The sequence below is a fragment of the Bacillus sp. FSL M8-0071 genome, assembly GCF_037975455.1.
Lineage (GTDB): Bacteria > Bacillota > Bacilli > Bacillales > Bacillaceae > Bacillus > Bacillus subtilis.
This window is the reverse complement of the sequence record NZ_CP150256.1, coordinates 1-23,400: the sequence shown is the minus strand read 5'-3', so window position 1 is coordinate 23,400 and position 23,400 is coordinate 1. Positions and strand designations below refer to the sequence as shown.

At 44.3% G+C, this 23,400-nt stretch carries 15 protein-coding genes, 3 tRNA genes, 3 rRNA genes and 1 other annotated feature; of the genes, 3 read left to right on the top strand and 18 right to left on the bottom strand.

What is annotated here, in order from left to right:
- Positions 1-38 precede the first annotated feature (38 nt).
- Positions 39-662 carry a deoxyguanosine kinase gene (dgk, locus tag MKX71_RS00105; RefSeq protein WP_003226790.1) on the top strand — a complete coding sequence of 208 codons (624 nt, stop codon included), beginning with the start codon at positions 39-41 and terminating at the stop codon, positions 660-662.
- Complete coding sequence (gene dck, locus MKX71_RS00100) at positions 659-1,312, top strand: deoxyadenosine/deoxycytidine kinase (RefSeq protein WP_003226792.1); 654 nt, start codon at positions 659-661, stop codon at positions 1,310-1,312. Before dgk ends, dck begins: the two co-directional genes overlap by 4 nt.
- A gap of 111 nt (positions 1,313-1,423) precedes the next feature.
- Here the strand turns inward: dck and MKX71_RS00095 are convergent.
- The 6 genes from MKX71_RS00095 to guaB form a co-directional block, all read right to left on the bottom strand.
- Positions 1,424-1,516 (bottom strand) — tRNA-Ser (locus tag MKX71_RS00095).
- A 134-nt stretch (positions 1,517-1,650) separates the two neighbouring features.
- The gene (gene serS / locus MKX71_RS00090) at positions 1,651-2,928 is read right to left on the bottom strand and encodes a serine--tRNA ligase (RefSeq protein ID WP_003247131.1); all 1,278 of its coding nucleotides are present in this window, start codon (positions 2,926-2,928) and stop codon (positions 1,651-1,653) included.
- A gap of 56 nt (positions 2,929-2,984) precedes the next feature.
- Positions 2,985-3,197 (bottom strand) — a binding site (T-box leader).
- A 52-nt stretch (positions 3,198-3,249) separates the two neighbouring features.
- Positions 3,250-3,840 (bottom strand): pyridoxal 5'-phosphate synthase glutaminase subunit PdxT, encoded by a 591-nt coding sequence (gene pdxT / locus MKX71_RS00085; protein WP_003226797.1) that lies wholly within the window; start codon positions 3,838-3,840, stop codon positions 3,250-3,252.
- Between the two features lie 21 nt (positions 3,841-3,861).
- Positions 3,862-4,746 (bottom strand): pyridoxal 5'-phosphate synthase lyase subunit PdxS, encoded by an 885-nt coding sequence (gene pdxS, locus MKX71_RS00080; protein WP_003247145.1) that lies wholly within the window; start codon positions 4,744-4,746, stop codon positions 3,862-3,864.
- Between the two features lie 196 nt (positions 4,747-4,942).
- The gene (dacA, locus tag MKX71_RS00075; protein ID WP_339231616.1) at positions 4,943-6,274 is read right to left on the bottom strand and encodes a D-alanyl-D-alanine carboxypeptidase; all 1,332 of its coding nucleotides are present in this window, start codon (positions 6,272-6,274) and stop codon (positions 4,943-4,945) included.
- Positions 6,275-6,426: 152 nt separating this feature from the next.
- Complete coding sequence (gene guaB / locus MKX71_RS00070) at positions 6,427-7,893, bottom strand: IMP dehydrogenase (protein WP_003226803.1); 1,467 nt, start codon at positions 7,891-7,893, stop codon at positions 6,427-6,429.
- 120 nt (positions 7,894-8,013) lie between these two features.
- On the opposite strand from guaB, the gene MKX71_RS00065 reads away from it, so the two are divergent.
- Positions 8,014-8,961: a YaaC family protein gene (locus MKX71_RS00065; RefSeq protein WP_339231615.1), complete on the top strand. Its 948-nt coding sequence runs from the start codon at positions 8,014-8,016 to the stop codon at positions 8,959-8,961.
- A gap of 39 nt (positions 8,962-9,000) precedes the next feature.
- On the opposite strand, the gene rrf is transcribed toward MKX71_RS00065, so the two are convergent.
- The 12 genes from rrf to dnaA form a co-directional block, all read right to left on the bottom strand.
- Positions 9,001-9,116, bottom strand: a 5S ribosomal RNA gene (gene rrf / locus MKX71_RS00060).
- 55 nt (positions 9,117-9,171) lie between these two features.
- A 23S ribosomal RNA gene (locus tag MKX71_RS00055) occupies positions 9,172-12,099 on the bottom strand.
- Between the two features lie 81 nt (positions 12,100-12,180).
- Positions 12,181-12,256: transfer RNA gene (locus MKX71_RS00050), tRNA-Ala, on the bottom strand.
- An 11-nt stretch (positions 12,257-12,267) separates the two neighbouring features.
- Positions 12,268-12,344: transfer RNA gene (locus tag MKX71_RS00045), tRNA-Ile, on the bottom strand.
- Positions 12,345-12,446: 102 nt separating this feature from the next.
- A 16S ribosomal RNA gene (locus MKX71_RS00040) occupies positions 12,447-13,996 on the bottom strand.
- Together the 16S, 23S and 5S rRNA genes with 2 tRNA genes alongside form the textbook arrangement of a ribosomal RNA operon.
- 353 nt (positions 13,997-14,349) lie before the next feature.
- Entirely contained in the window at positions 14,350-16,815 is a 2,466-nt protein-coding gene (gyrA, locus tag MKX71_RS00035; RefSeq protein ID WP_003244540.1) for a DNA topoisomerase (ATP-hydrolyzing) subunit A, read from the bottom strand.
- A 210-nt stretch (positions 16,816-17,025) separates the two neighbouring features.
- Positions 17,026-18,942 (bottom strand): DNA topoisomerase (ATP-hydrolyzing) subunit B, encoded by a 1,917-nt coding sequence (gene gyrB / locus MKX71_RS00030; RefSeq protein WP_003226808.1) that lies wholly within the window; start codon positions 18,940-18,942, stop codon positions 17,026-17,028.
- A 54-nt stretch (positions 18,943-18,996) separates the two neighbouring features.
- Entirely contained in the window at positions 18,997-19,242 is a 246-nt protein-coding gene (remB, locus tag MKX71_RS00025) for an extracellular matrix regulator RemB (RefSeq protein ID WP_003219266.1), read from the bottom strand.
- 17 nt (positions 19,243-19,259) lie between these two features.
- Positions 19,260-20,372 (bottom strand): DNA replication/repair protein RecF, encoded by a 1,113-nt coding sequence (gene recF / locus MKX71_RS00020; protein ID WP_043858426.1) that lies wholly within the window; start codon positions 20,370-20,372, stop codon positions 19,260-19,262.
- Positions 20,373-20,387: 15 nt separating this feature from the next.
- Positions 20,388-20,603, bottom strand: coding sequence for a ribosome maturation protein RlbA (rlbA, locus tag MKX71_RS00015; protein WP_003226810.1), 216 nt, complete (start codon positions 20,601-20,603; stop codon positions 20,388-20,390).
- 130 nt (positions 20,604-20,733) lie between these two features.
- Positions 20,734-21,870 (bottom strand): DNA polymerase III subunit beta, encoded by a 1,137-nt coding sequence (gene dnaN, locus MKX71_RS00010; RefSeq protein WP_003226811.1) that lies wholly within the window; start codon positions 21,868-21,870, stop codon positions 20,734-20,736.
- Positions 21,871-22,059: 189 nt separating this feature from the next.
- A complete protein-coding gene (gene dnaA, locus MKX71_RS00005) occupies positions 22,060-23,400 on the bottom strand; it encodes a chromosomal replication initiator protein DnaA (protein ID WP_003242674.1) in 1,341 nt (446 codons plus the stop codon).

Below are 23,400 nucleotides of genomic sequence, written 5' to 3'. Positions count from 1 at the left end.
TAACTGACGCACGTTTTTCAGATATAAGGAGGATTCCGATGAATACAGCCCCTTTTATTGCAATAGAAGGTCCTATCGGGGCAGGAAAAACAACTCTCGCAACGATGCTCTCACAAGAGTTCGGATTCCCTATGATCAATGAGATTGTAGAGGATAACCCGTACCTTGATAAGTTTTATGACAATATAGAGGAATGGAGCTTCCAGCTCGAGATGTTTTTTCTTTGTCACAGATACAAACAGCTTGAAGACACCAGTGATCACTTTTTAAAAAAGGGACAGCCTGTAATAGCTGATTATCATATTTATAAAAATGTGATTTTTGCGGAACGCACCTTGTCTCCACATCAGCTGGAAAAATACAAAAAGATATATCACCTGCTAACGGATGATCTGCCAAAGCCGAATTTCATCATTTACATAAAGGCCAGTCTGCCTACATTGCTACACCGCATTGAAAAACGCGGGCGCCCCTTTGAGAAAAAAATTGAAACTAGCTATTTGGAGCAGCTGATTTCAGATTATGAAGTCGCCATCAAGCAGCTGCAGGAAGCAGACCCTGAACTTACAGTGTTAACCGTAGATGGTGATTCAAAGGATTTCGTTTTGAATAAGAGCGACTTTGAACGCATTGCCGCCCATGTAAAGGAGCTTATCGTATGAAGGAACATCATATCCCTAAGAATTCAATTATTACAGTAGCAGGAACAGTAGGTGTCGGAAAATCGACTTTAACAAAAACTTTAGCTAAACGGCTTGGATTTAAAACATCTTTGGAGGAAGTCGATCATAATCCATACTTGGAAAAGTTCTATCATGATTTTGAACGTTGGAGCTTTCACCTTCAAATTTACTTCTTAGCTGAACGCTTCAAAGAACAGAAAACAATTTTTGAAGCCGGCGGAGGTTTTGTACAGGATCGTTCGATTTATGAAGATACAGGAATTTTCGCAAAAATGCATGCTGATAAAGGGACAATGTCAAAGGTTGATTATAAGACTTACACAAGCCTTTTCGAAGCAATGGTAATGACACCGTATTTCCCACACCCAGATGTGTTGATCTATTTAGAAGGAGATCTGGAGAACATTTTAAACCGGATTGAACAACGCGGCCGTGAGATGGAGCTTCAGACAAGCCGGTCTTATTGGGAAGAAATGCATACACGCTACGAGAACTGGATAAGCGGTTTTAATGCCTGCCCTGTTTTAAAACTTCGCATTGAAGATTATGATCTTCTGAACGACGAAAACTCGATTGAAAATATTGTAGATCAAATTGCTTCAGTTATTCATGATAATCAAAAAAAGTGAATCTCAGTCTAGATTCACTTTTTCTTTAAAATAAAAAATCCGCCGCACCGAATGCAACGGACAAAACAATCTCCAATATATGCTTGTGTTTCATTAGAATTAAAATCAATATGGCGGAGGAAGAGGGATTCGAACCCCCGCGGGCTTTGACACCCCTGTCGGTTTTCAAGACCGATCCCTTCAGCCGGACTTGGGTATTCCTCCGTATCGACAAGACTTACTATATCACGTATGTTCTCGTGTGGTCAAGCATTTTTAAAAACTTTTTTTGTTTTTATGAAAATGCCGTTTTTACATAAGCAAAAAGGCGCACCTTGTCAGGCACGCCTTTCCATAATTTACGGTTTCATTACTTCTCTATTCCCCATATAAGGACGAAGTACTTTCGGAATCACAACACTTCCGTCTTCCTGCTGATAATTTTCTAAGATAGCGGCAACTGTTCTTCCAACCGCCAGTCCTGAACCGTTCAGTGTGTGTACATGCTCAGGCTTGCCTTTCGCTTCACGTCTGAAACGAATATTCGCACGTCTCGCCTGGAACGCTTCGAAGTTGCTGCAAGAAGAGATTTCTCGATATGTGTCTTGGCTTGGAATCCAAACTTCGATATCGTATTTTTTCGCAGCCGTAAAGCCTAAGTCACCCGTACACATGCTCATGACACGGTATGGAAGCTCAAGCAGTTGAAGAACCCGTTCTGCTTGGTTTGTAAGCTTCTCTAATTCTTCATAAGAATCTTCAGGCTTCACAAACTTTACAAGCTCAACTTTATTAAATTGGTGCTGACGAATTAATCCGCGTGTGTCACGTCCTGCTGAACCAGCTTCAGAACGGAAGCAAGCACTGAATGCCGCATAGTTGATCGGCAGGCTGTCACCTGAAAGGATTTCATCGCGATGCATGTTTGTAATCGGCACTTCCGCCGTTGGAATTAAGAAATAATCTTCTTCTCTGATTTTAAATGCATCCTCTTCAAATTTAGGAAGCTGCCCCGTTCCCGTCATGCTTGCGCGGTTTACCATATATGGCGGGATCACTTCAGTGTAGTTATACTCATCCACATGCAGATCAAGCATAAAGTTATAAAGCGCACGCTCCAGACGAGCACCTAAGCCTTTATAGAACACGAAACGGCTTCCTGTTACTTTGGCAGCACGTTCAAAATCCAGAATACCCAGCTCATCCGCAATATCCCAGTGCGGCTTCGGCTCATAAGCAAATGAAGGCTTTTCACCCCATTTACGCACTTCTACGTTGTCGTCTTCTGTTTCACCGACAGGTACAGACTCATGCGGAATATTCGGGATTGAGAGAAGGATTGTATCAAGCTCAGCTTCCACTGTTCGCAATTCTTCATCAAGCTTTTTAATTTCCTCGCCGACTTCACGCATTTCTTTAATAATGTGATCCGCGTCTTTTTTCTCACGCTTCAGCACAGCAACCTGCTGAGAAACTTCATTTCGTTTTCCTTTTAACTCTTCAACCTTGCCGATAAGCTCTCTTCGTCTATCATCCAGCGCCTCAAACTTATCAAAATCAGTTAAGTCTTCGCCTTTGTGTACAAGCTTTGCTTTAATTTCTTGAAAATTTGCTCTCAGCATTTTCGTATCAAGCATGCGAAACACTCCTTTTTTTATTGATTTGTCGAAAATAAAAAGAGCCCTCATCCCCATAAAGGGACGAGAGCTCTCGCGTTGCCACCCTGATTGAAAACAAATCAAAGACTCGTTTTCCACTTTCAAACATAACGGTTATCCCGTAAATGCCTACTTGTTTCAGCATTTCGCTCAAGGATGGATTCAGACAGCATCTTTCACCGATTCGCACCAACCATCGGCTCTCTTAGAAAGAGAGGCTCCCTACTAGTTCCTATCAACGCTTTTCGATCTTTATTTGTGCTTATAATGTACTATAAGTTTCCACAGCTTTCAACTGTTTTATACAAGTGCCTTTTGCTTATATTCCTCAACCATTTCAACAAACAGCTGTGTCACTCGGTGATCTTCTGTCAGCTCCGGATGGAATGAGCAGCCAAGGAATTGCCCCTGTTTCGCGGCTACAATACGACCATTATGCTCCGATAGAACTTCAACATTTTCACCAGCTTCTAAAATATGCGGAGCACGGATGAATACCCCTGTAAAAGGCTCGTCCAAGCCTTTAATTGTTAAATCAGCTTCAAAGCTGTCAACCTGCCGGCCAAATGAATTACGTTCTACAACCACATTCAGAAGACCTAAATGAGGATTATCTGAACCGGCAATTTCTTTTGCTAATATAATTAATCCGGCACATGTTCCAAACATCGGTTTGCCCTGAGCAGCGAATTCACGAAGCGGCTCCATGAATTGATACGTATCGATCAAACGGCGCATCGTCGTGCTCTCACCGCCCGGCAAAATCAACCCGTCAACTTCGTTCAGCTGCTCCGGACGTTTTACGACAAGACCAGCCGCGCCGCATGCTTCAATCGCATGGATGTGCTCTCTAACTGCTCCTTGAAGTCCTAGTACACCTATTGTTAACATGTCAGCAGCGCTCCTATGTTCTTACCAGCCGCGTTCTTGCATACGCTGTTCTGGAAGTAAGTTTGAGATTTCAATCCCTTTCATTGCAGTACCAAGCTCTTTTGATAGCTCAGCGATCAATTTGTAATCAGTAAAGTGAGTTGTTGCTTCCACAATTGCTTTCGCAAATTTAGCAGGGTTGTCTGATTTGAAAATACCAGAACCAACAAATACTCCGTCAGCACCGAGCTGCATCATGAGAGCAGCATCAGCTGGAGTTGCTACGCCGCCAGCGGCAAAGTTAACGACAGGAAGCTTGCCGTCTTTTTTAATTTGAAGAAGAAGCTCGTAAGGAGCACCTAGGTTTTTCGCTTCTGTCATTAGCTCATCCTCACTCATCGCAACTACTTTGCGCACTTGAGCGTTAACTTTGCGCATATGGCGAACAGCCTCAACAATATTACCTGTTCCAGGCTCACCTTTTGTGCGAAGCATAGAAGCACCTTCCGCAATACGGCGTGTTGCTTCACCAAGATCACGGCAGCCACAGACAAAAGGAACTGTATATTCATTTTTATTTAAATGAAATTCTTCGTCAGCCGGCGTCAGAACTTCACTTTCATCAATATAGTCAACACCCATAGCTTCAAGCACACGCGCTTCAACAATATGTCCGATACGCGCTTTTGCCATTACCGGGATAGATACTGCATTCATTACTTCTTCCACGATTGTAGGGTCAGCCATACGGGCAACTCCTCCAGCCGCGCGAATATCTGCTGGCACACGTTCTAGCGCCATTACAGCGACAGCTCCAGCTTCTTCAGCGATTTTCGCTTGTTCCGCATTGATGACGTCCATGATGACGCCGCCTTTTTGCATTTCTGCCATTCCGCGTTTTACACGTTCAGTACCTGTTTGAGCCATTTCTTGGTCCCCCTAATCAAGGTATAGTTATATGATTTCTAATTCTTATTGTATCTTAGAAATCCAATAATTCATATGGATATATACTATTTTATTCGGTTTTTAGCGCTTTGAAAATCATTTTTTATTAAAAATTGGGTTTTTTCAGTATATTACGCGAAAGAGCCCTAACATCCATCAGAGCTCTTTCAATTGATTAAAACCAGCCGGTTACCGTATCAACAATGCTTCCCCAAATTCCGGCAAAAAATCCGCCGATACTGCGCATTGTCAAAACAAACCAGTTTGCTTTTTCTACATTTTCTTTTGTAACAAGGTCTACGCCAGCCAGATCGCTGTTAATGAATCCGTAATCCTTTTCATCACCTGTGTATTCCGCAGTCAGCTTCCCAACCTTGGTTCCTTTTTTCACAGGAGCAGTTAAGTTATCTTTATTCAGTGTGACCTTCGCTTTGTAATTCTTTTCTTCACCATTTTTGACAGGAAGAGAGAACGCCTTGTTTGTCACAATGCCTACTTCTTTCTCTTTACCCTTATCAACTGAAATTGTTTTATGGCCTTTTACTTGATCGCCTTCAGCATAAATTTCTTTCATGGAGAAATTGTCGAAAGCATAATCAAACATTTTCTTCGTTTCATCGAAACGGCCTGTATGAAGGTTGCCCTTTGCGTTTAAAACAACAGTGATGACACGCATACCGTTGCGTTCAGCTGTTCCTGTAAAGCATGAACCCGCAGAGTCAGTAGAACCTGTTTTCAGTCCGTCTACAGTCGCTTTTTTATACTCGCTGACAAGTCCCTTCAGCATAAAATTCCAGTTCGGCATGTCCATTTCATCATCGGTGCCTTCTCTGAATTTCGTTTTGGCGATACTGGAAGTCTCCAGTATCTCAGGGTAGTCAGTAATCAAGTGATCCGCAAGAACCGCCATATCCTTTGCAGAAACTTCACTTTCTTCATTTACTCTTGTCCCCTCAGGCTGATGCCCGTGAAGATCTTTGTTTTCAAGACCTGTTGCGTTAACAAATTTGTAATCTGTTAAGCCTAGTTCTTTTGCTTTTGCATTCATTTTTTCAACAAACTTAGTTTCAGAACCGGCAACGATTTCTGCAATCGCAATAGCAGCAGCATTTGCAGAATAAATTGCTGTAGCTTGATATAATTCTTTTACTGTGTATTTCCCGTCTTTCCGAAGAGGAACGTTTGATAAGCTGTTATCTTGGGAAATTTCATACACATAGTCATCAGGCGTATAGGTTTGGTCCCATTTCACTTTACCTTGATCAATTGCTTCCAATAACAGATACTCTGTCATCATTTTTGTCATACTCGCAATTGGCAGTCTCTTATCTGCATTTTTACTGTAAAGAATTTTACCTGAAGAAGCTTCGATCATAATAGCAGCAGATGCATTGATATCAATTGGATCGCTGGCTGCTTTTGCTTTTGACATTGGAGCCAGACACGTGACAGCTAGAGTTAACACAACCAATGACATCAGTAGCTGTTTACATTTCTTGATGTTCAATCGTACGACCTCCGTATTTCATTTTCTTCATCTATAATTAAGCCGTTAAGGACATTTTCAATGCACAACAGTATAAATTTTATCATAATCAGTATAAAAAAAATAGACAGAGTCAGAGACCCTGTCAAATGTTTTTAATTTGTAACAATTTATTATGAAATTGTATAGTTAGGTGATTCTTTTGTAATCTGTACGTCATGCGGATGGCTTTCGCGAAGTCCTGCGCCAGTCATGCGAATGAACTGAGCTTCTTCTCTTAGCGCACGCAGATCTTTGGACCCGCAATACCCCATACCAGAACGAAGGCCTCCGACTAGCTGATAAACGGTTTCTTCAACTGGCCCTTTGTAAGGTGTGCGTCCTTCAATTCCTTCAGGAACAAATTTTTTGTTTTCTTCTTGGAAGTAACGGTCTTTACTTCCTTTTTCCATTGCAGCAACTGATCCCATGCCGCGGTATACCTTAAATCTTCTGCCTTGGTAGATTTCAGTTTCACCAGGGCTTTCTGATGTGCCTGCAAGCAAGCTTCCGAGCATAACAGCATGTCCGCCGGCTGCCAACGCTTTAGTGATATCGCCAGAGAATTTAATCCCACCATCGGCTATGATTGTTTTGCCGTGTTTTCTTGCTTCAGTCGCACAATCATAAATTGCTGTTATTTGCGGAACACCGACGCCGGCTACAACACGTGTAGTACAAATTGAACCAGGTCCTATTCCAACTTTGACAACGTCTGCTCCAGCTTCGATAAGCGCTCTTGTCGCTTCAGCTGTTGCCACGTTTCCAGCAATAATGTTTAATTCGGGATACGTTTCACGGATTTTTGTGACTGTGTTTAAAACGCCTTGAGAGTGTCCGTGAGCTGTATCTATAACAATCACATCAACATTGGCTTCAACAAGCTTTTTGACGCGAGTCATTGTATCGCCAGTTACACCAACTGCCGCGCCAACGATCAGGCGGCCGTGAATGTCTTTAGATGAGTTCGGGAACTCAATGACTTTTTCAATGTCTTTAATTGTGATAAGACCTTTTAATTTATTCTGGTCATCTACGAGAGGAAGCTTTTCAATTTTATGTTTCTGCAAAATCTTTTCAGCTTCATCCAGAGTAGTTCCTACAGATGCAGTAACTAGCTCTTCTTTCGTCATGACGTCGCTGATTTTCATTGAGTAGTCAGAAATAAAACGAAGGTCACGGTTTGTAATAATTCCAACAAGCTTCTGGTCTTCTTCGTTATTTACAATCGGAACACCGGAAATTCTGTATTTCCCCATCAAATGCTCCGCATCAAATACTTGGTGATCAGGAGTTAAAAAGAAGGGATTTGTGATAACGCCGCGCTCAGAACGCTTTACTTTATCAACTTGTTCAGCCTGCTGTTCAATGGACATATTTTTGTGAATGATGCCCAAGCCGCCCTGTCTTGCCATTGCAATTGCCATTGCTGATTCTGTTACAGTGTCCATACCTGCGCTGATGACAGGAATATTTAGCTTTAACGTTTTTGTAAGTTCTACAGATAAATCCACATCACGCGGAAGTACCTCAGACTTTGCTGGTACAAGCAGCACATCGTCGAACGTTAAGCCTTCTTTTGAAAATTTACTTTCCCACATTAGTAAATCCCCCTCTTTTCGGCAAAATATTATATGTAGATTATCAACTAGCCAAGAGCATGTCAAGGAAGCGGGAAAGAGTTGAAATATTTAGATAACGGAAAGGATTAAGAAATATACATGACATATCATGAGTGGAAAGACTTAGCGCTATTTTACTCCGTTGAATCAACCCAGAAATTTCTAGAAAAGGTTTATATCTTAAACGGTATTGACGATGCGAAAAAAAACTCTTTTAAAAACAGTGAACGGTTTATTTATTTCTTAAAGCATGCCGAATCGTTTTATAAACAAGCCGCATATTCTCCCTTAGAAATCAAACCGATTCTTTTATTTTATGGAATGGCACAGCTTATCAAAGCATGCTTAATTACACGTGATCCTCATTATCCAAGCCATACATCAGTACTGGCACATGGCGTAACAACAAGAAAACGAAAGAAACAAAATTATTGTTTTAGCGACGATGAAGTGAAAATACAACGGAATGGCCTATGCGTACATTTTATGAAACATTTATTCGGACAATCGGATATAGTAGATGAACGGTATACCATGAAAAAATTATTAATGGCCATTCCAGAACTTAGCGATATTTTCTACTTTCAGCAGAAAGAACGATTTATGACAAAAGTTGAGAAGGATAAGAACGAAATTTTTGTACCGGAGGAAGTAGTAATCAATTACAAAATGTCTGATTCAAGGTTTGCTGAATACATGTCCCATCATTATCAATGGTCTTTTACAAAAAAAAATGAACACGGGCTGCTGTTCGAAATTTCACCACAAGACAAGGAGCCATGGACATCGACCAGCTTATTGTTTGACATGAAAAAGAACCAATATTATATCCCTTCTCAAAGGGAGCAATTTCTGAGGCTTCCCGAAATGACAATTCATTATTTGATTTTGTACAACGTTGGGATGATTGCAAGGTATGAAACAGAATGGTGGTATGAGTTATTAACACAGCATATAAGTGATGACTACGTGTTAATTCAGCAGTTTTTATTAGTATCAGAAAAGAAATTCCCTAAATACGCTTCACAGTTTCTTCTTCATTTTTAACAAACAAAAAACCCAGCTCAATGAGCTGGGTTTAAGCTTGCTTGGCGGCGTCCTACTCTCACAGGGGGAAACCCCCGACTACCATCGGCGCTGAAGAGCTTAACTTCCGTGTTCGGTATGGGAACGGGTGTGACCTCTTCGCTATCGCCACCAAACAAATTGAGAGTGTTCTCTCAAAACTAGATAACAGGTGTGACATCATTCAAAAATATGGTTAAGTCCTCGATCGATTAGTATCTGTCAGCTCCATGTGTCGCCACACTTCCACCTCAGACCTATCAACCTGATCATCTTTCAGGGATCTTACTTCCTTGCGGAATGGGAAATCTCATCTTGAGGGGGGCTTCATGCTTAGATGCTTTCAGCACTTATCCCGTCCGCACATAGCTACCCAGCGATGCCCTTGGCAGAACAACTGGTACACCAGCGGTGCGTCCATCCCGGTCCTCTCGTACTAAGGACAGCTCCTCTCAAATTTCCTGCGCCCGCGACGGATAGGGACCGAACTGTCTCACGACGTTCTGAACCCAGCTCGCGTACCGCTTTAATGGGCGAACAGCCCAACCCTTGGGACCGACTACAGCCCCAGGATGCGATGAGCCGACATCGAGGTGCCAAACCTCCCCGTCGATGTGGACTCTTGGGGGAGATAAGCCTGTTATCCCCGGGGTAGCTTTTATCCGTTGAGCGATGGCCCTTCCATGCGGAACCACCGGATCACTAAGCCCGACTTTCGTCCCTGCTCGACTTGTAGGTCTCGCAGTCAAGCTCCCTTGTGCCTTTACACTCTGCGAATGATTTCCAACCATTCTGAGGGAACCTTTGGGCGCCTCCGTTACCTTTTAGGAGGCGACCGCCCCAGTCAAACTGCCCACCTGACACTGTCTCCCCGCCCGATAAGGGCGGCGGGTTAGAAGGTCAATACAGCCAGGGTAGTATCCCACCGATGCCTCCACCGAAGCTGGCGCTCCGGTTTCCAAGGCTCCTACCTATCCTGTACAAGCTGTACCAACATTCAATATCAGGCTGCAGTAAAGCTCCACGGGGTCTTTCCGTCCTGTCGCGGGTAACCTGCATCTTCACAGGTACTATAATTTCACCGAGTCTCTCGTTGAGACAGTGCCCAGATCGTTGCGCCTTTCGTGCGGGTCGGAACTTACCCGACAAGGAATTTCGCTACCTTAGGACCGTTATAGTTACGGCCGCCGTTTACTGGGGCTTCAATTCGCACCTTCGCTTACGCTAAGCGCTCCTCTTAACCTTCCAGCACCGGGCAGGCGTCAGCCCCTATACTTCGCCTTACGGCTTCGCAGAGACCTGTGTTTTTGCTAAACAGTCGCCTGGGCCTATTCACTGCGGCTCTCTCGGGCTTGCACCCTAACAGAGCACCCCTTCTCCCGAAGTTACGGGGTCATTTTGCCGAGTTCCTTAACGAGAGTTCTCTCGATCACCTTAGGATTCTCTCCTCGCCTACCTGTGTCGGTTTGCGGTACGGGCACCTCTCACCTCGCTAGAGGCTTTTCTTGGCAGTGTGGAATCAGGAACTTCGCTACTATATTTCGCTCGCCATCACAGCTCAGCCTTATGGGAAACGGATTTGCCTATTTCCCAGCCTAACTGCTTGGACGCGGATATCCAATACCGCGCTTACCCTATCCTCCTGCGTCCCCCCATTGCTCAAATGGTGAGGAGGTGGTACAGGAATATCAACCTGTTGTCCATCGCCTACGCCTTTCGGCCTCGGCTTAGGTCCCGACTAACCCTGAGCGGACGAGCCTTCCTCAGGAAACCTTAGGCATTCGGTGGAGGGGATTCTCACCCCTCTTTCGCTACTCATACCGGCATTCTCACTTCTAAGCGCTCCACCAGTCCTTCCGGTCTGGCTTCACAGCCCTTAGAACGCTCTCCTACCACTGTTCGAAGAACAGTCCGCAGCTTCGGTGATACGTTTAGCCCCGGTACATTTTCGGCGCAGAGTCACTCGACCAGTGAGCTATTACGCACTCTTTAAATGGTGGCTGCTTCTAAGCCAACATCCTGGTTGTCTAAGCAACTCCACATCCTTTTCCACTTAACGTATACTTTGGGACCTTAGCTGGCGGTCTGGGCTGTTTCCCTTTCGACTACGGATCTTATCACTCGCAGTCTGACTCCCAAGGATAAGTCATTGGCATTCGGAGTTTGACTGAATTCGGTAACCCGGTAGGGGCCCCTAGTCCAATCAGTGCTCTACCTCCAAGACTCTTACCTTGAGGCTAGCCCTAAAGCTATTTCGGAGAGAACCAGCTATCTCCAGGTTCGATTGGCATTTCACCCCTACCCACACCTCATCCCCGCACTTTTCAACGTGCGTGGGTTCGGGCCTCCATTCAGTGTTACCTGAACTTCACCCTGGACATGGGTAGATCACCTGGTTTCGGGTCTACGACCACGTACTCATGCGCCCTATTCAGACTCGCTTTCGCTGCGGCTCCGCATCTTCTGCTTAACCTTGCACGGGATCGTAACTCGCCGGTTCATTCTACAAAAGGCACGCCATCACCCGTTAACGGGCTCTGACTACTTGTAGGCACACGGTTTCAGGATCTCTTTCACTCCCCTTCCGGGGTGCTTTTCACCTTTCCCTCACGGTACTGGTTCACTATCGGTCACTAGGGAGTATTTAGCCTTGGGAGATGGTCCTCCCGGATTCCGACGGAATTTCACGTGTTCCGCCGTACTCAGGATCCACTCAGGAGAGAACGAAGTTTTGACTACAGGGCTGTTACCTCCTATGGCGGGCCTTTCCAGACCTCTTCATCTACCTCGTTCCTTTGTAACTCCGTACAGAGTGTCCTACAACCCCAAGAGGCAAGCCTCTTGGTTTGGGCTAATCCCGTTTCGCTCGCCGCTACTCAGGGAATCGCATTTGCTTTCTCTTCCTCCGGGTACTTAGATGTTTCAGTTCCCCGGGTCTGCCTTCTCATATCCTATGAATTCAGATATGGATACCACTCCATTACGAGTGGTGGGTTTCCCCATTCGGAAATCTCCGGATCAAAGCTTGCTTACAGCTCCCCGAAGCATATCGGTGTTCGTCCCGTCCTTCATCGGCTCCTAGTGCCAAGGCATCCACCGTGCGCCCTTTCTAACTTAACCGTTAAAAAGAATCACTATGTGATATCTTGTATTACTAATTGAATGTGATGTCTACTGTTATCTAGTTTTCAAAGAACACGTTGGTGGAGCCTAGCGGGATCGAACCGCTGACCTCCTGCGTGCAAAGCAGGCGCTCTCCCAGCTGAGCTAAGGCCCCGTTATATAAGATGGTGGGCCTGAGTGGACTCGAACCACCGACCTCACGCTTATCAGGCGTGCGCTCTAACCAGCTGAGCTACAGGCCCATCTTAACTTATTCAAGGAACAAAGTTCCTTCAAAACTAAACAAGACAGGGAACGTTCTGTTTATAAGACTCAAGGTCTTATATTCCGTAAAATATCCTTAGAAAGGAGGTGATCCAGCCGCACCTTCCGATACGGCTACCTTGTTACGACTTCACCCCAATCATCTGTCCCACCTTCGGCGGCTGGCTCCTAAAAGGTTACCTCACCGACTTCGGGTGTTACAAACTCTCGTGGTGTGACGGGCGGTGTGTACAAGGCCCGGGAACGTATTCACCGCGGCATGCTGATCCGCGATTACTAGCGATTCCAGCTTCACGCAGTCGAGTTGCAGACTGCGATCCGAACTGAGAACAGATTTGTGGGATTGGCTTAACCTCGCGGTTTCGCTGCCCTTTGTTCTGTCCATTGTAGCACGTGTGTAGCCCAGGTCATAAGGGGCATGATGATTTGACGTCATCCCCACCTTCCTCCGGTTTGTCACCGGCAGTCACCTTAGAGTGCCCAACTGAATGCTGGCAACTAAGATCAAGGGTTGCGCTCGTTGCGGGACTTAACCCAACATCTCACGACACGAGCTGACGACAACCATGCACCACCTGTCACTCTGCCCCCGAAGGGGACGTCCTATCTCTAGGATTGTCAGAGGATGTCAAGACCTGGTAAGGTTCTTCGCGTTGCTTCGAATTAAACCACATGCTCCACCGCTTGTGCGGGCCCCCGTCAATTCCTTTGAGTTTCAGTCTTGCGACCGTACTCCCCAGGCGGAGTGCTTAATGCGTTAGCTGCAGCACTAAGGGGCGGAAACCCCCTAACACTTAGCACTCATCGTTTACGGCGTGGACTACCAGGGTATCTAATCCTGTTCGCTCCCCACGCTTTCGCTCCTCAGCGTCAGTTACAGACCAGAGAGTCGCCTTCGCCACTGGTGTTCCTCCACATCTCTACGCATTTCACCGCTACACGTGGAATTCCACTCTCCTCTTCTGCACTCAAGTTCCCCAGTTTCCAATGACCCTCCCCGGTTGAGCCGGGGGCTTTCACATCAGACTTAAGAAACCGCCTGCGAGCCCTTTACGCCCAATAATTCCGGACAACGCTTGCCACCTACGTATTACCGCGGCTGCTGGCACGTAGTTAGCCGTGGCTTTCTGGTTAGGTACCGTCAAGGTACCGCCCTATTCGAACGGTACTTGTTCTTCCCTAACAACAGAGCTTTACGATCCGAAAACCTTCATCACTCACGCGGCGTTGCTCCGTCAGACTTTCGTCCATTGCGGAAGATTCCCTACTGCTGCCTCCCGTAGGAGTCTGGGCCGTGTCTCAGTCCCAGTGTGGCCGATCACCCTCTCAGGTCGGCTACGCATCGTTGCCTTGGTGAGCCGTTACCTCACCAACTAGCTAATGCGCCGCGGGTCCATCTGTAAGTGGTAGCCGAAGCCACCTTTTATGTTTGAACCATGCGGTTCAAACAACCATCCGGTATTAGCCCCGGTTTCCCGGAGTTATCCCAGTCTTACAGGCAGGTTACCCACGTGTTACTCACCCGTCCGCCGCTAACATCAGGGAGCAAGCTCCCATCTGTCCGCTCGACTTGCATGTATTAGGCACGCCGCCAGCGTTCGTCCTGAGCCAGGATCAAACTCTCCGATAAATGGATCACAGGTTAAGTTCACCGCATCCTGCGGCGACACCTGTGTGACCTGCGTCGTGCAGGCCCTAGTTTGACTGACTACGCACATCGCTGTGCGATTTTTAAAAACTGAATTAACAGGTACGTTTTGTCTTGTTTAGTTTTCAAAGAACTTTGTGCGCTTCTCTCGAAGCGACTACTTAATAATAACATTTTCAGTTAACTAGGTCAATACTTTTTTGAAAAAGTTTTTACTAGTCATAATGGTCATGTTTGTGTCTTTTAAAAGACAACAGAAATGATTATACCATAATTTTTATGACTGTAAAGGGTTATGACACAAAAAAGCGCAGCTATTTCAGCTGCGCTTTTTCTCACACTTCTTCTTGTTCTTCTTCATTCTCATCTTCTTCGTTTTTCTCTACTAAAGCTACTGTAGCAACATGCTCTTCTTCTGCCATTCTGATGAGACGCACACCTTGAGTGACACGTCCGGTGATGGAGATATCATTGATGTCCATTCTGATGAGTACGCCGCTAGCTGTAATAATCATTAGATCCTCTTCACCTTTAGTAGCTTTCACTGCTACTAGTTGGCCGTTGTTCTCGGTGATTTTCGCTGTTTTGAGTCCTTTTCCGCCCCGACTTTGGGTTCTGTACTCTTCAGCCGGAGTTCGTTTTCCGTACCCTTTTTCAGTTACGATAAGGACGTGTGATTCTTCCTCTAATATCTCCATGCCGACAACAACGTCGTCATCCGTCAGAGTGATGCCTTTTACGCCCGCCGCAGTTCTTCCCATCTCCCGGACATCTGTTTCAGGGAAACGGATCAGTAAACCGTTTTTCGTTCCAATGATGATTTGTTTTGTGCCGTCAGTCAGACGTACACCCATCAGTTCATCATCTTCACGAAGACTCAGAGCGATTAGACCATTGTTGCGGATATTAGCGAATTGAGATAGCGATGTTCGTTTTGAAACCCCATGCTTTGTAGTGAAGAAAAGGTAAAGCTCCGCATTGAATTCCGTGACTGGAATAATCGCGTTGATCCACTCACCCTTTTCTACCTCCAGCAGGTTAATAATCGGGATTCCTTTTGCCGTTCTGCCGTATTCAGGGATTTCATACCCTTTTGCACGATACACTTTCCCCTTGTTCGAGAAGAAGAGAATCGTGTCATGAGTTGACGTAGAGATCAAATGCTCAACGAAATCATCTTCGTTTGTTCCCATACCTTGTACACCTTTTCCGCCTCGTTTTTGACTGCGGTAAGTTGATGCAGGAAGACGTTTGACGTATCCGTTGTGCGTCAGAGTAACTACGATATTTTCTCTCTCGATGAGATCTTCATCTTCAATTGTCTCCAGTCCAGAAGTGACGATCTCAGTGCGTCTTTCATCGTTAAAACGCTCTTTGATTTCCGTGAGTTCTTCACGAATGATCTCAAGCACTTTATATTCATTTGCCAAGATGTCTTTTAGCTCTGCAATTAATTTAACAAGAGATTGGTATTCTTCTTCTATCTTTTCACGTTCCAGTCCCGTTAAACGCTGGAGCCTCATATCAAGGATCGCTTGTGCTTGCTTCTCTGTCAGTGAGAATTGTTCAATTAAACCTGTTCTCGCAATTTCAGCCGTTTGAGAATTACGGATAAGGGAGATAACTGCATCGAGATGATCCAGTGCAACTCTCAATCCTTCCAGGATATGAGCTCTCGCTTCCGCTTTACGCAATTCATAAGCAGTACGGCGTCTAATGACAACTTTTTGATGGTCGAGGTAATGCTCCAGGCATTGCTTAAGAGTTAAAACTTTCGGCTGGCCATCAACAAGTGCAAGCAGGTTGATGCCAAAAGATGTTTGTAGAGCAGTTTGTTTGTACAGATTGTTTAAGATGACATTTGCATTGGCGTCGCGTCTGATTTCAATGACAATTCTCATACCTGTACGATCTGACTCATCACGCAGATCTGTGATACCCTCTATCTTTTTGTCCCTTACGAGATCTGCAATTTTCTCAATTAATTTCGCCTTATTTACTTGGTAAGGTAACTCTGTAACGATAATTCTTTCTTTACCCGAAGATGTTTGTTCGATCTCAGCTTTTGCCCGGATCGTGATAGAGCCTCGGCCTGATTCGTATGCTTTCCGGATACCGCTGCGTCCCAAGATTTGACCCGCGGTCGGGAAATCAGGCCCTGGAATGACTTCCATAAGCTCTGGAATGGTAATGTCCGGATTCTCACTGACAGCAAGTACACCGTCAATGATTTCTCCCAGCTGGTGCGGAGGAATGTTTGTTGCCATACCTACCGCAATGCCGGCAGCACCGTTCACGAGCAGATTCGGGAACCTTGAAGGCATAACGACAGGTTCTCTTTCTGACCCGTCATAGTTATCCTGGTAATCGATTGTGTCTTTTGTGATGTCACGAAGAATCTCCATTGAGATTTTAGACATTCTTGCTTCTGTATAACGCATGGCCGCCGCTGAGTCTCCGTCAACAGAACCGAAGTTTCCATGACCGTCAACGAGCATATAACGGTAGTTGAAATCCTGAGCCATTCTGACCATGGATTCATATACCGCTGAATCACCGTGCGGGTGGTATTTCCCGATAACTTCTCCAACGATACGCGCTGATTTTTTATAAGGCTTGTCACTTGTCATGCCTAAATCATTCATTGCATACAAAATCCGTCTATGAACCGGTTTTAAACCGTCTCGAACATCCGGAAGAGCACGGGACACGATAACGCTCATTGCATAATCCAAGAAGGACGTACGCATTTCCTGACTGATATTTATTTCACGAACTTGTGGTGTGTTTTGTTCACTCATTAAAAAACCTCCCTGAAGTATCACATGAAATATGTGGGAGTAGATTGTCCATTATGACCTTCAATACGATTTCACTATTCTCCATTATATCAATAAACTTATGATTATACACATTAAATTGCTAGAATATATAGGTACTGCAAGCATTGCTGCATCTGATCTTGTTCAGAAAAAAGCCTTATTTCTTATTGGAAATAAGGCTTTTTATGATTAGATGTCAAGATTTTTAACGTATCTCGCATTCGCTTCTATGAAGTTTCGGCGCGGTTCTACCTTGTCGCCCATAAGCATTTCAAAAGTCTCGTCCGCATCCATTGCATCTTCAAGAGTTACCTGAAGAAGTGTTCTGGAGCTAGGATCCATGGTTGTCTCCCATAGCTGGGTGGCATTCATTTCACCAAGACCTTTGTAACGCTGCAGTCCAGGCTTAGGCGTTTGAGGAAGAGTTTTTAACAGCTCTTCCAGCTCCTTGTCATTGTACGCATATTCAACGCGTTTCCCCTGTTGAACCTTGTAGAGCGGCGGCTGCGCAATGTACACGTAGCCATTTTCGATAATTTGGCGCATATATCTGTAAAAGAACGTTAACAGCAGTGTTCTGATGTGCGCGCCGTCAACATCGGCATCTGTCATAATGACAACTTTGTGGTAACGGGCTTTCTCAAGGTTGAAGTCTTCCCCAATACCTGTGCCGAGCGCTGTGATCATAGAGCGAACTTCGTTGTTAGAAAGGATTTTATCCAGTCTGGCCTTTTCAACGTTTAGGATTTTACCTCTAAGCGGCAAAATGGCTTGGAAATGTCTGTCGCGTCCTTGTTTAGCAGATCCTCCGGCAGAGTCACCCTCTACGATATATAACTCGGAGATGCTCGGATCTTTTGAAGAGCAGTCCGCTAACTTACCGGGCAGGTTTGAAATTTCCAAAGCACTCTTACGACGTGTTAGTTCACGGGCTTTTTTCGCAGCCATTCTTGCTCTTGCCGCCATTAAGCCTTTATCGACAATTTTTTTGGCTGCATCTGGATTTTCCAGCATAAATGTTTCCATCGCCGTAGAAAATAACGTATCGGTGATCGTCCGTGCTTCTGAGTTGCCCAGCTTTGTTTTCGTTTGGCCCTCAAACTGCGGATCAGGGTGTTTGATTGAAATAATCGCTGTCAGCCCTTCCCTTACGTCATCTCCGCTTAGGTTTGGATCATTTTCTTTAATAAGCCCTTTTTTTCTGGCGTAATCGTTGATAACACGAGTCAGGCCCGTTTTGAAGCCAGCTTCATGGGTACCGCCTTCGTACGTGTTAATGTTGTTTGTAAACGAGTAAATGTTGCTTGTGTAGCTGTCATTGTATTGCAAAGCCACTTCAACCGTAATGCCGTCCTTTTCGCCTTCAATGTAAATCGGCTCTTCATGGACAACCTCTTTAGAGCGGTTTAAATACTCTACATAACTTTTAATTCCGCCTTCGTAATGGTATTCATTTTTGCGCTCTTGTCCTTCACGTTTATCCTCAATCGTGATGTTTACGCCCTTTGTTAAAAAGGCTAATTCACGTACGCGGTTGGCAAGCAGATCATAATCATACTCGGTTGTTTCTGAGAAAATTTCAGGGTCCGGGACAAAATGTGTCGTCGTTCCTGTATGATCCGTTTCGCCAATGATTTCAAGGTCTGTAACCGGAACTCCGCGTTTATAAGTTTGGCGGTGAATTTTACCGTCACGGTGAACCGTCACATCAAGCTCTGTTGATAGTGCGTTTACGACAGACGCACCTACACCGTGTAATCCTCCGGATACTTTATAGCCGCTTCCGTCAAATTTTCCTCCGGCATGAAGTACCGTCATAATGACTTCTACCGCAGGACGGCCCATTTTTTCATGAATACCGACTGGAATACCGCGGCCATTATCTACAACCGTGATACTGTTGTCTTTTTCGATTTGGATATTGATATCCGTACAATAACCGGCGAGGGCTTCGTCAATACTATTGTCGACAATTTCCCATACCAGGTGGTGAAGGCCTTTGCTGTTTGTCGAACCGATATACATCCCCGGTCTTTTACGAACAGCTTCCAATCCTTCTAGTACCTGTATCTGATTTTCATCATAACTGTTTTGCTGCTGTTCCATAGCCACGTCATTCACCTACACTTTTCTAAACGATATATTCGTGATAAAAAATTTCTAAGAATCTATTTCAAACATAAATTGCGCACGTTTTTTTAATGTGCTGGAAGATAAGGGAGAGTAATATATATTCTGAACCGTGACTACGATAGATTTGGGCGTGCCGTTTACGGAAGGCACCACCTTGTGTTTCTGTTTTTTCAGAAATTCTTCAACAATAGGCGACATGTTGGCTTTAAAGTCAAAAATGCCGACAATATCTCGTGTTGAAACCACAAAGTCATCACCTAAATGAATATACAATTGCTCACCTCATTTCTTCACTTCACTAACGCACCATTTTGCACACGGAACATTCCTGCTTGACGTAAGGTTTCGTGATCAATGCCATCAACGCTTGTCGTTGTGACAAACGTTTGTACACGGCCTTGGATCGTATGAAGCAAGTGTGACTGGCGATAATCATCCAGTTCACTCAGTACATCATCCAATAGTAAAATGGGATATTCTCCGATTTCTTCATGGATCAGGTCAATCTCCGCCAGCTTAAGGGACAACGCCGTCGTTCGCTGCTGTCCTTGAGAACCATACGTCTGCACATCGCGTCCGTTCACATAGAAAAGAACATCATCGCGATGAGGCCCTGACAGCGTCACACCACGCTCAATTTCTTTTTCTCTTAATTTAGAAAACGCTTCTTGATAGCTATCTCCTATTTTCGACAAATCTAGGGGATCTGATACCTCAAGAGCTGTATGGTATTTCAGGGTCAGTTCTTCAAGCCCTCTTGAAATGCCTGCATGGATGGGCTGCGCCCATTTCTCGAGCTGTGCTGTAAACTGCAGGCGTTTTACGACGACTTTTGCTGCAACTTCTACAAGCTGATCGGTCAGAACATCGAGCATCGTCCGGTCAGTTTGTTTTCTTGTTTGCAGCTGTTTCAAAAAATGATTCCGCTGGGAAAGGATTTTCTGGTAAAGAGAAAGATCATGAAGGTAGACGAGAGAAACCTGTCCGATTTCCATGTCAAGAAACCGCCTTCTCACTTGAGGGCTTCCCTTTACAAGATTTAAATCTTCCGGCGCGAACATAATGGTGTTGAGGGCCCCGACATACTGGCTGAGCTTTTGCTGTTCAATATGATTGACCTTGCCCTTTTTACCCTTTTTGGAGATGACGAGCTGCATCGGGATCGCCCCGTTTTGCTTCATCACTCTTCCCTCTATTTTAGCATAGTCTTTGTCCCACCGTATAAGTTCTTTGTCATTTGATGTCCGGTGCGATTTCGCCATGGACAAGACATAGATCGCCTCCATGAGGTTTGTCTTCCCCTGGGCGTTTTCTCCGATGATCACATTTACTTTATTTTCAAATTGAAGTTCAGCATGGTCGTAGTTGCGGTAAGATGTCAGTTCTAAGTTCTGGATATACAATCAGTGTCACCCGCTTTAATTGACGACTTGAAATGAACCAAATCCTTCAATCTCTACCACATCTCCAACATACAGCTTTCTGCCCCGGCGGTTGTCCGGCTCATCGTTCACAAGCACTTCATGCTCGCTTAAAAACCACTTCGCCATACCGCCAGACTGAATCACATCGGCTAATTTTAAGAATTGTCCGAGTGTAATCATCTCTGTATCAATTGAAATCGGATTTGCCATTATATCGACCTCTTTCAAATATCACTAATATCTAATTGTACTAAAAAAAAACGAATTAGGGAAAGGGAAAACTTGTCGGAGCAGATACCGAATAGAAAAGCTGCCGACAGGTCGGCAGCAGTGTATCGGATTAATAGGTTCTGACAGGAAGGATAAGCTGTACAATCGTTTCATCATTCGGCGTGCGAATTAAGAAAGGTCTCATTGCGCCTGTAAAGCTTACGCGTATTTCTGCTCCTTCAAGCACCTTTAGTGCATCCAGCATATATTTTGGACTAAAAGAGATATTTAATTCCTCACCTTCAATTTGATCCGCAGCAATTGCTTCCACAACTTTACCGATTTCCGGCGAGTTGGAAGAAATTTCAATGGATTCAGCCGGTTTTGCAGACAGTTTTACAACGTTGTTGCGTCCCTCTCTGGCTAAAAGAGATGCACGATCAATGGCCTGAAGGAATTCTTTTGTGTTCACAATGATTTCTGTTTTGCTGTCTTGCGGAATCAGGCTGGTTGTGTCTGGATAATTCCCGTCCAGAAGCCGTGAGAAGAATAAGACGTTTTTCGCTTTAAACAGAACTTGGGTTTCTGTGATGACGATATCTACAAGTTCCTGGTTGTCATCTAAAATCTTGCTGAGTTCAGTTAAACTTTTTCCCGGAATCACGACGTTATAAGATCTGTCTTCTGGAATATCAAGTTTCGCCTTTCTTAATGCAAGACGGTGGCTATCCGTTGCAGTGCATAATAATTCACTTTGCTCCACTTTCCAGTTTACACCTGTCAAGATAGGGCGTGTTTCTGAGGTGGACACTGCAAATACTGTTTGTCTGATTAGATTTTTTAACAAATCAGTTGGGATCTGAATCGCATGATGCTCTTCAATCTGCGGCAAGTGCGGATACTCATCAGCATCCAATCCGTTTAGATTGAATTCAGCTTTACCAGAACGGATAATTGTCAAATACTGATTTTGGACTTCGATTTCTACAGTTGCCATCGGCAATTTTTTTACAATTTCACTAAAAAAGCGAGCCTGTAAAACAATGCTTCCGGGCTGTTCAATAGTGACGATTTCTTTATCTCCTTCTTCTTTTGGAATGAAGGATTCAATAGAAATATCTGAGTCACTTCCTGTAAAGGATACTCCATCATCTGATGCAACAATTTTAATACCAGTCAGAATGGGAATCGTGGTTCTGGATGAAACTGCTTTTAATACATCTTGGACACTTTCAACAAGACGATCTTTTTGAATCGTGAATTTCATTTTTATCCTCCTAACGGATAATGTATTAATATATATATTTATAAAAAAATAGTAGAAGTAATAGTAGGGCCTGTGGATTTGTGGATAAGTTGTGAAAAAGACAGGAAACACAGCCTATCCACATGTGGACAGACTGTGTATGACTTCCGAAAAGTTATTCACAATTTCCCCGATTGATCCCCGGTCCTGCTATTTAAGCTGTTCTTTAATTTCTTTTACATGCTGCTGAAGCTGTTCATCATCTGCCAGCAGTTTTGAAATTTTTTCATGCGCATGAATAACGGTCGTATGATCACGTCCTCCAAACTCTTCACCGATTTTAGGAAGAGAGGAATCAGTCATTTCCCTTGATAAGTACATGGCGATTTGACGCGGAAAAGCTACTGACTTTGTCCGTTTTTTTGCTTTGAAATCCTCGAGTTTAATATTAAATTGCTGGCCTACTACCCTCTGAATTTCTTTTATCGTAATGACTTTCGGTTTTGAGGAAGGAATAATATCTTTCAACGCCTCAGCGGCCAGATCAGCATTAATATCTTTATTAATTAAAGATGAATAAGCGACAACTCTGATTAATGCTCCTTCGAGTTCCCGAATATTGCTGTCGATTTGATTCGCGATGTAAAGCATAACCTCGTTCGGAATATCGAGGCCTTCTGCTTTGGCTTTTTTTCTTAAAATTGCAATTCTCGTTTCTAGATCAGGCGGTGTGATATCTGTAATAAGTCCCCATTCAAAACGTGAGCGCAATCTGTCCTCAAGTGTCGGAATTTCCTTTGGCGGTCGGTCACTTGAAATGACGATTTGTTTGCTTTCTTCGTGCAATGTGTTAAATGTATGGAAAAATTCTTCCTGGGTTTGTTCTTTCCCCGCTAAAAATTGAATATCATCTATCAAAAGCACATCAACATTTCGATAGCGATTGCGGAAGTCGACGGCTTTATTATCTCGGATAGAGTTGATGAATTCGTTTGTAAATTTCTCAGAAGACAGATAAACCACTTTGGCAGAAGGATTATGATCTATTACATAATGGCCGATCGCATGCATTAAGTGCGTTTTCCCTAAGCCGACGCCCCCATAGATAAATAAAGGGTTGTAAGCTTTCGCGGGTGCTTCCGCTACTGCGAGGGAAGCAGCGTGTGCGAATCGGTTTCCAGATCCGATGACAAAAGTATCAAAAGTATATTTTGGATTGAGCATATTTTGAGGAAAATCAGATGTATCTTCTTTGACCGCTTTTTTGACTTGCGGTTTCGGCATAAAGTCCTCAACATCTTGATTTTGAGGAATGACAAACTTAATGCTCAATTCTTCCCCGGTTAATTCATATATAGTATCTGCAATCAGATGCAAGTATCTGGACTCCAGCCAGTCTCTGGCAAATTCATTGGGAGCCGTGATTGTTAATGTATCGCCTTGCAGTGAGTGGGCTTTGGTTGACTTCATCCAAGTCTCAAAACTCGGTTTGCTCAACTTTTTTTCGATTTGAGCAAGGGCTTGGTTCCACAGGTCTAATATATTTTCCAT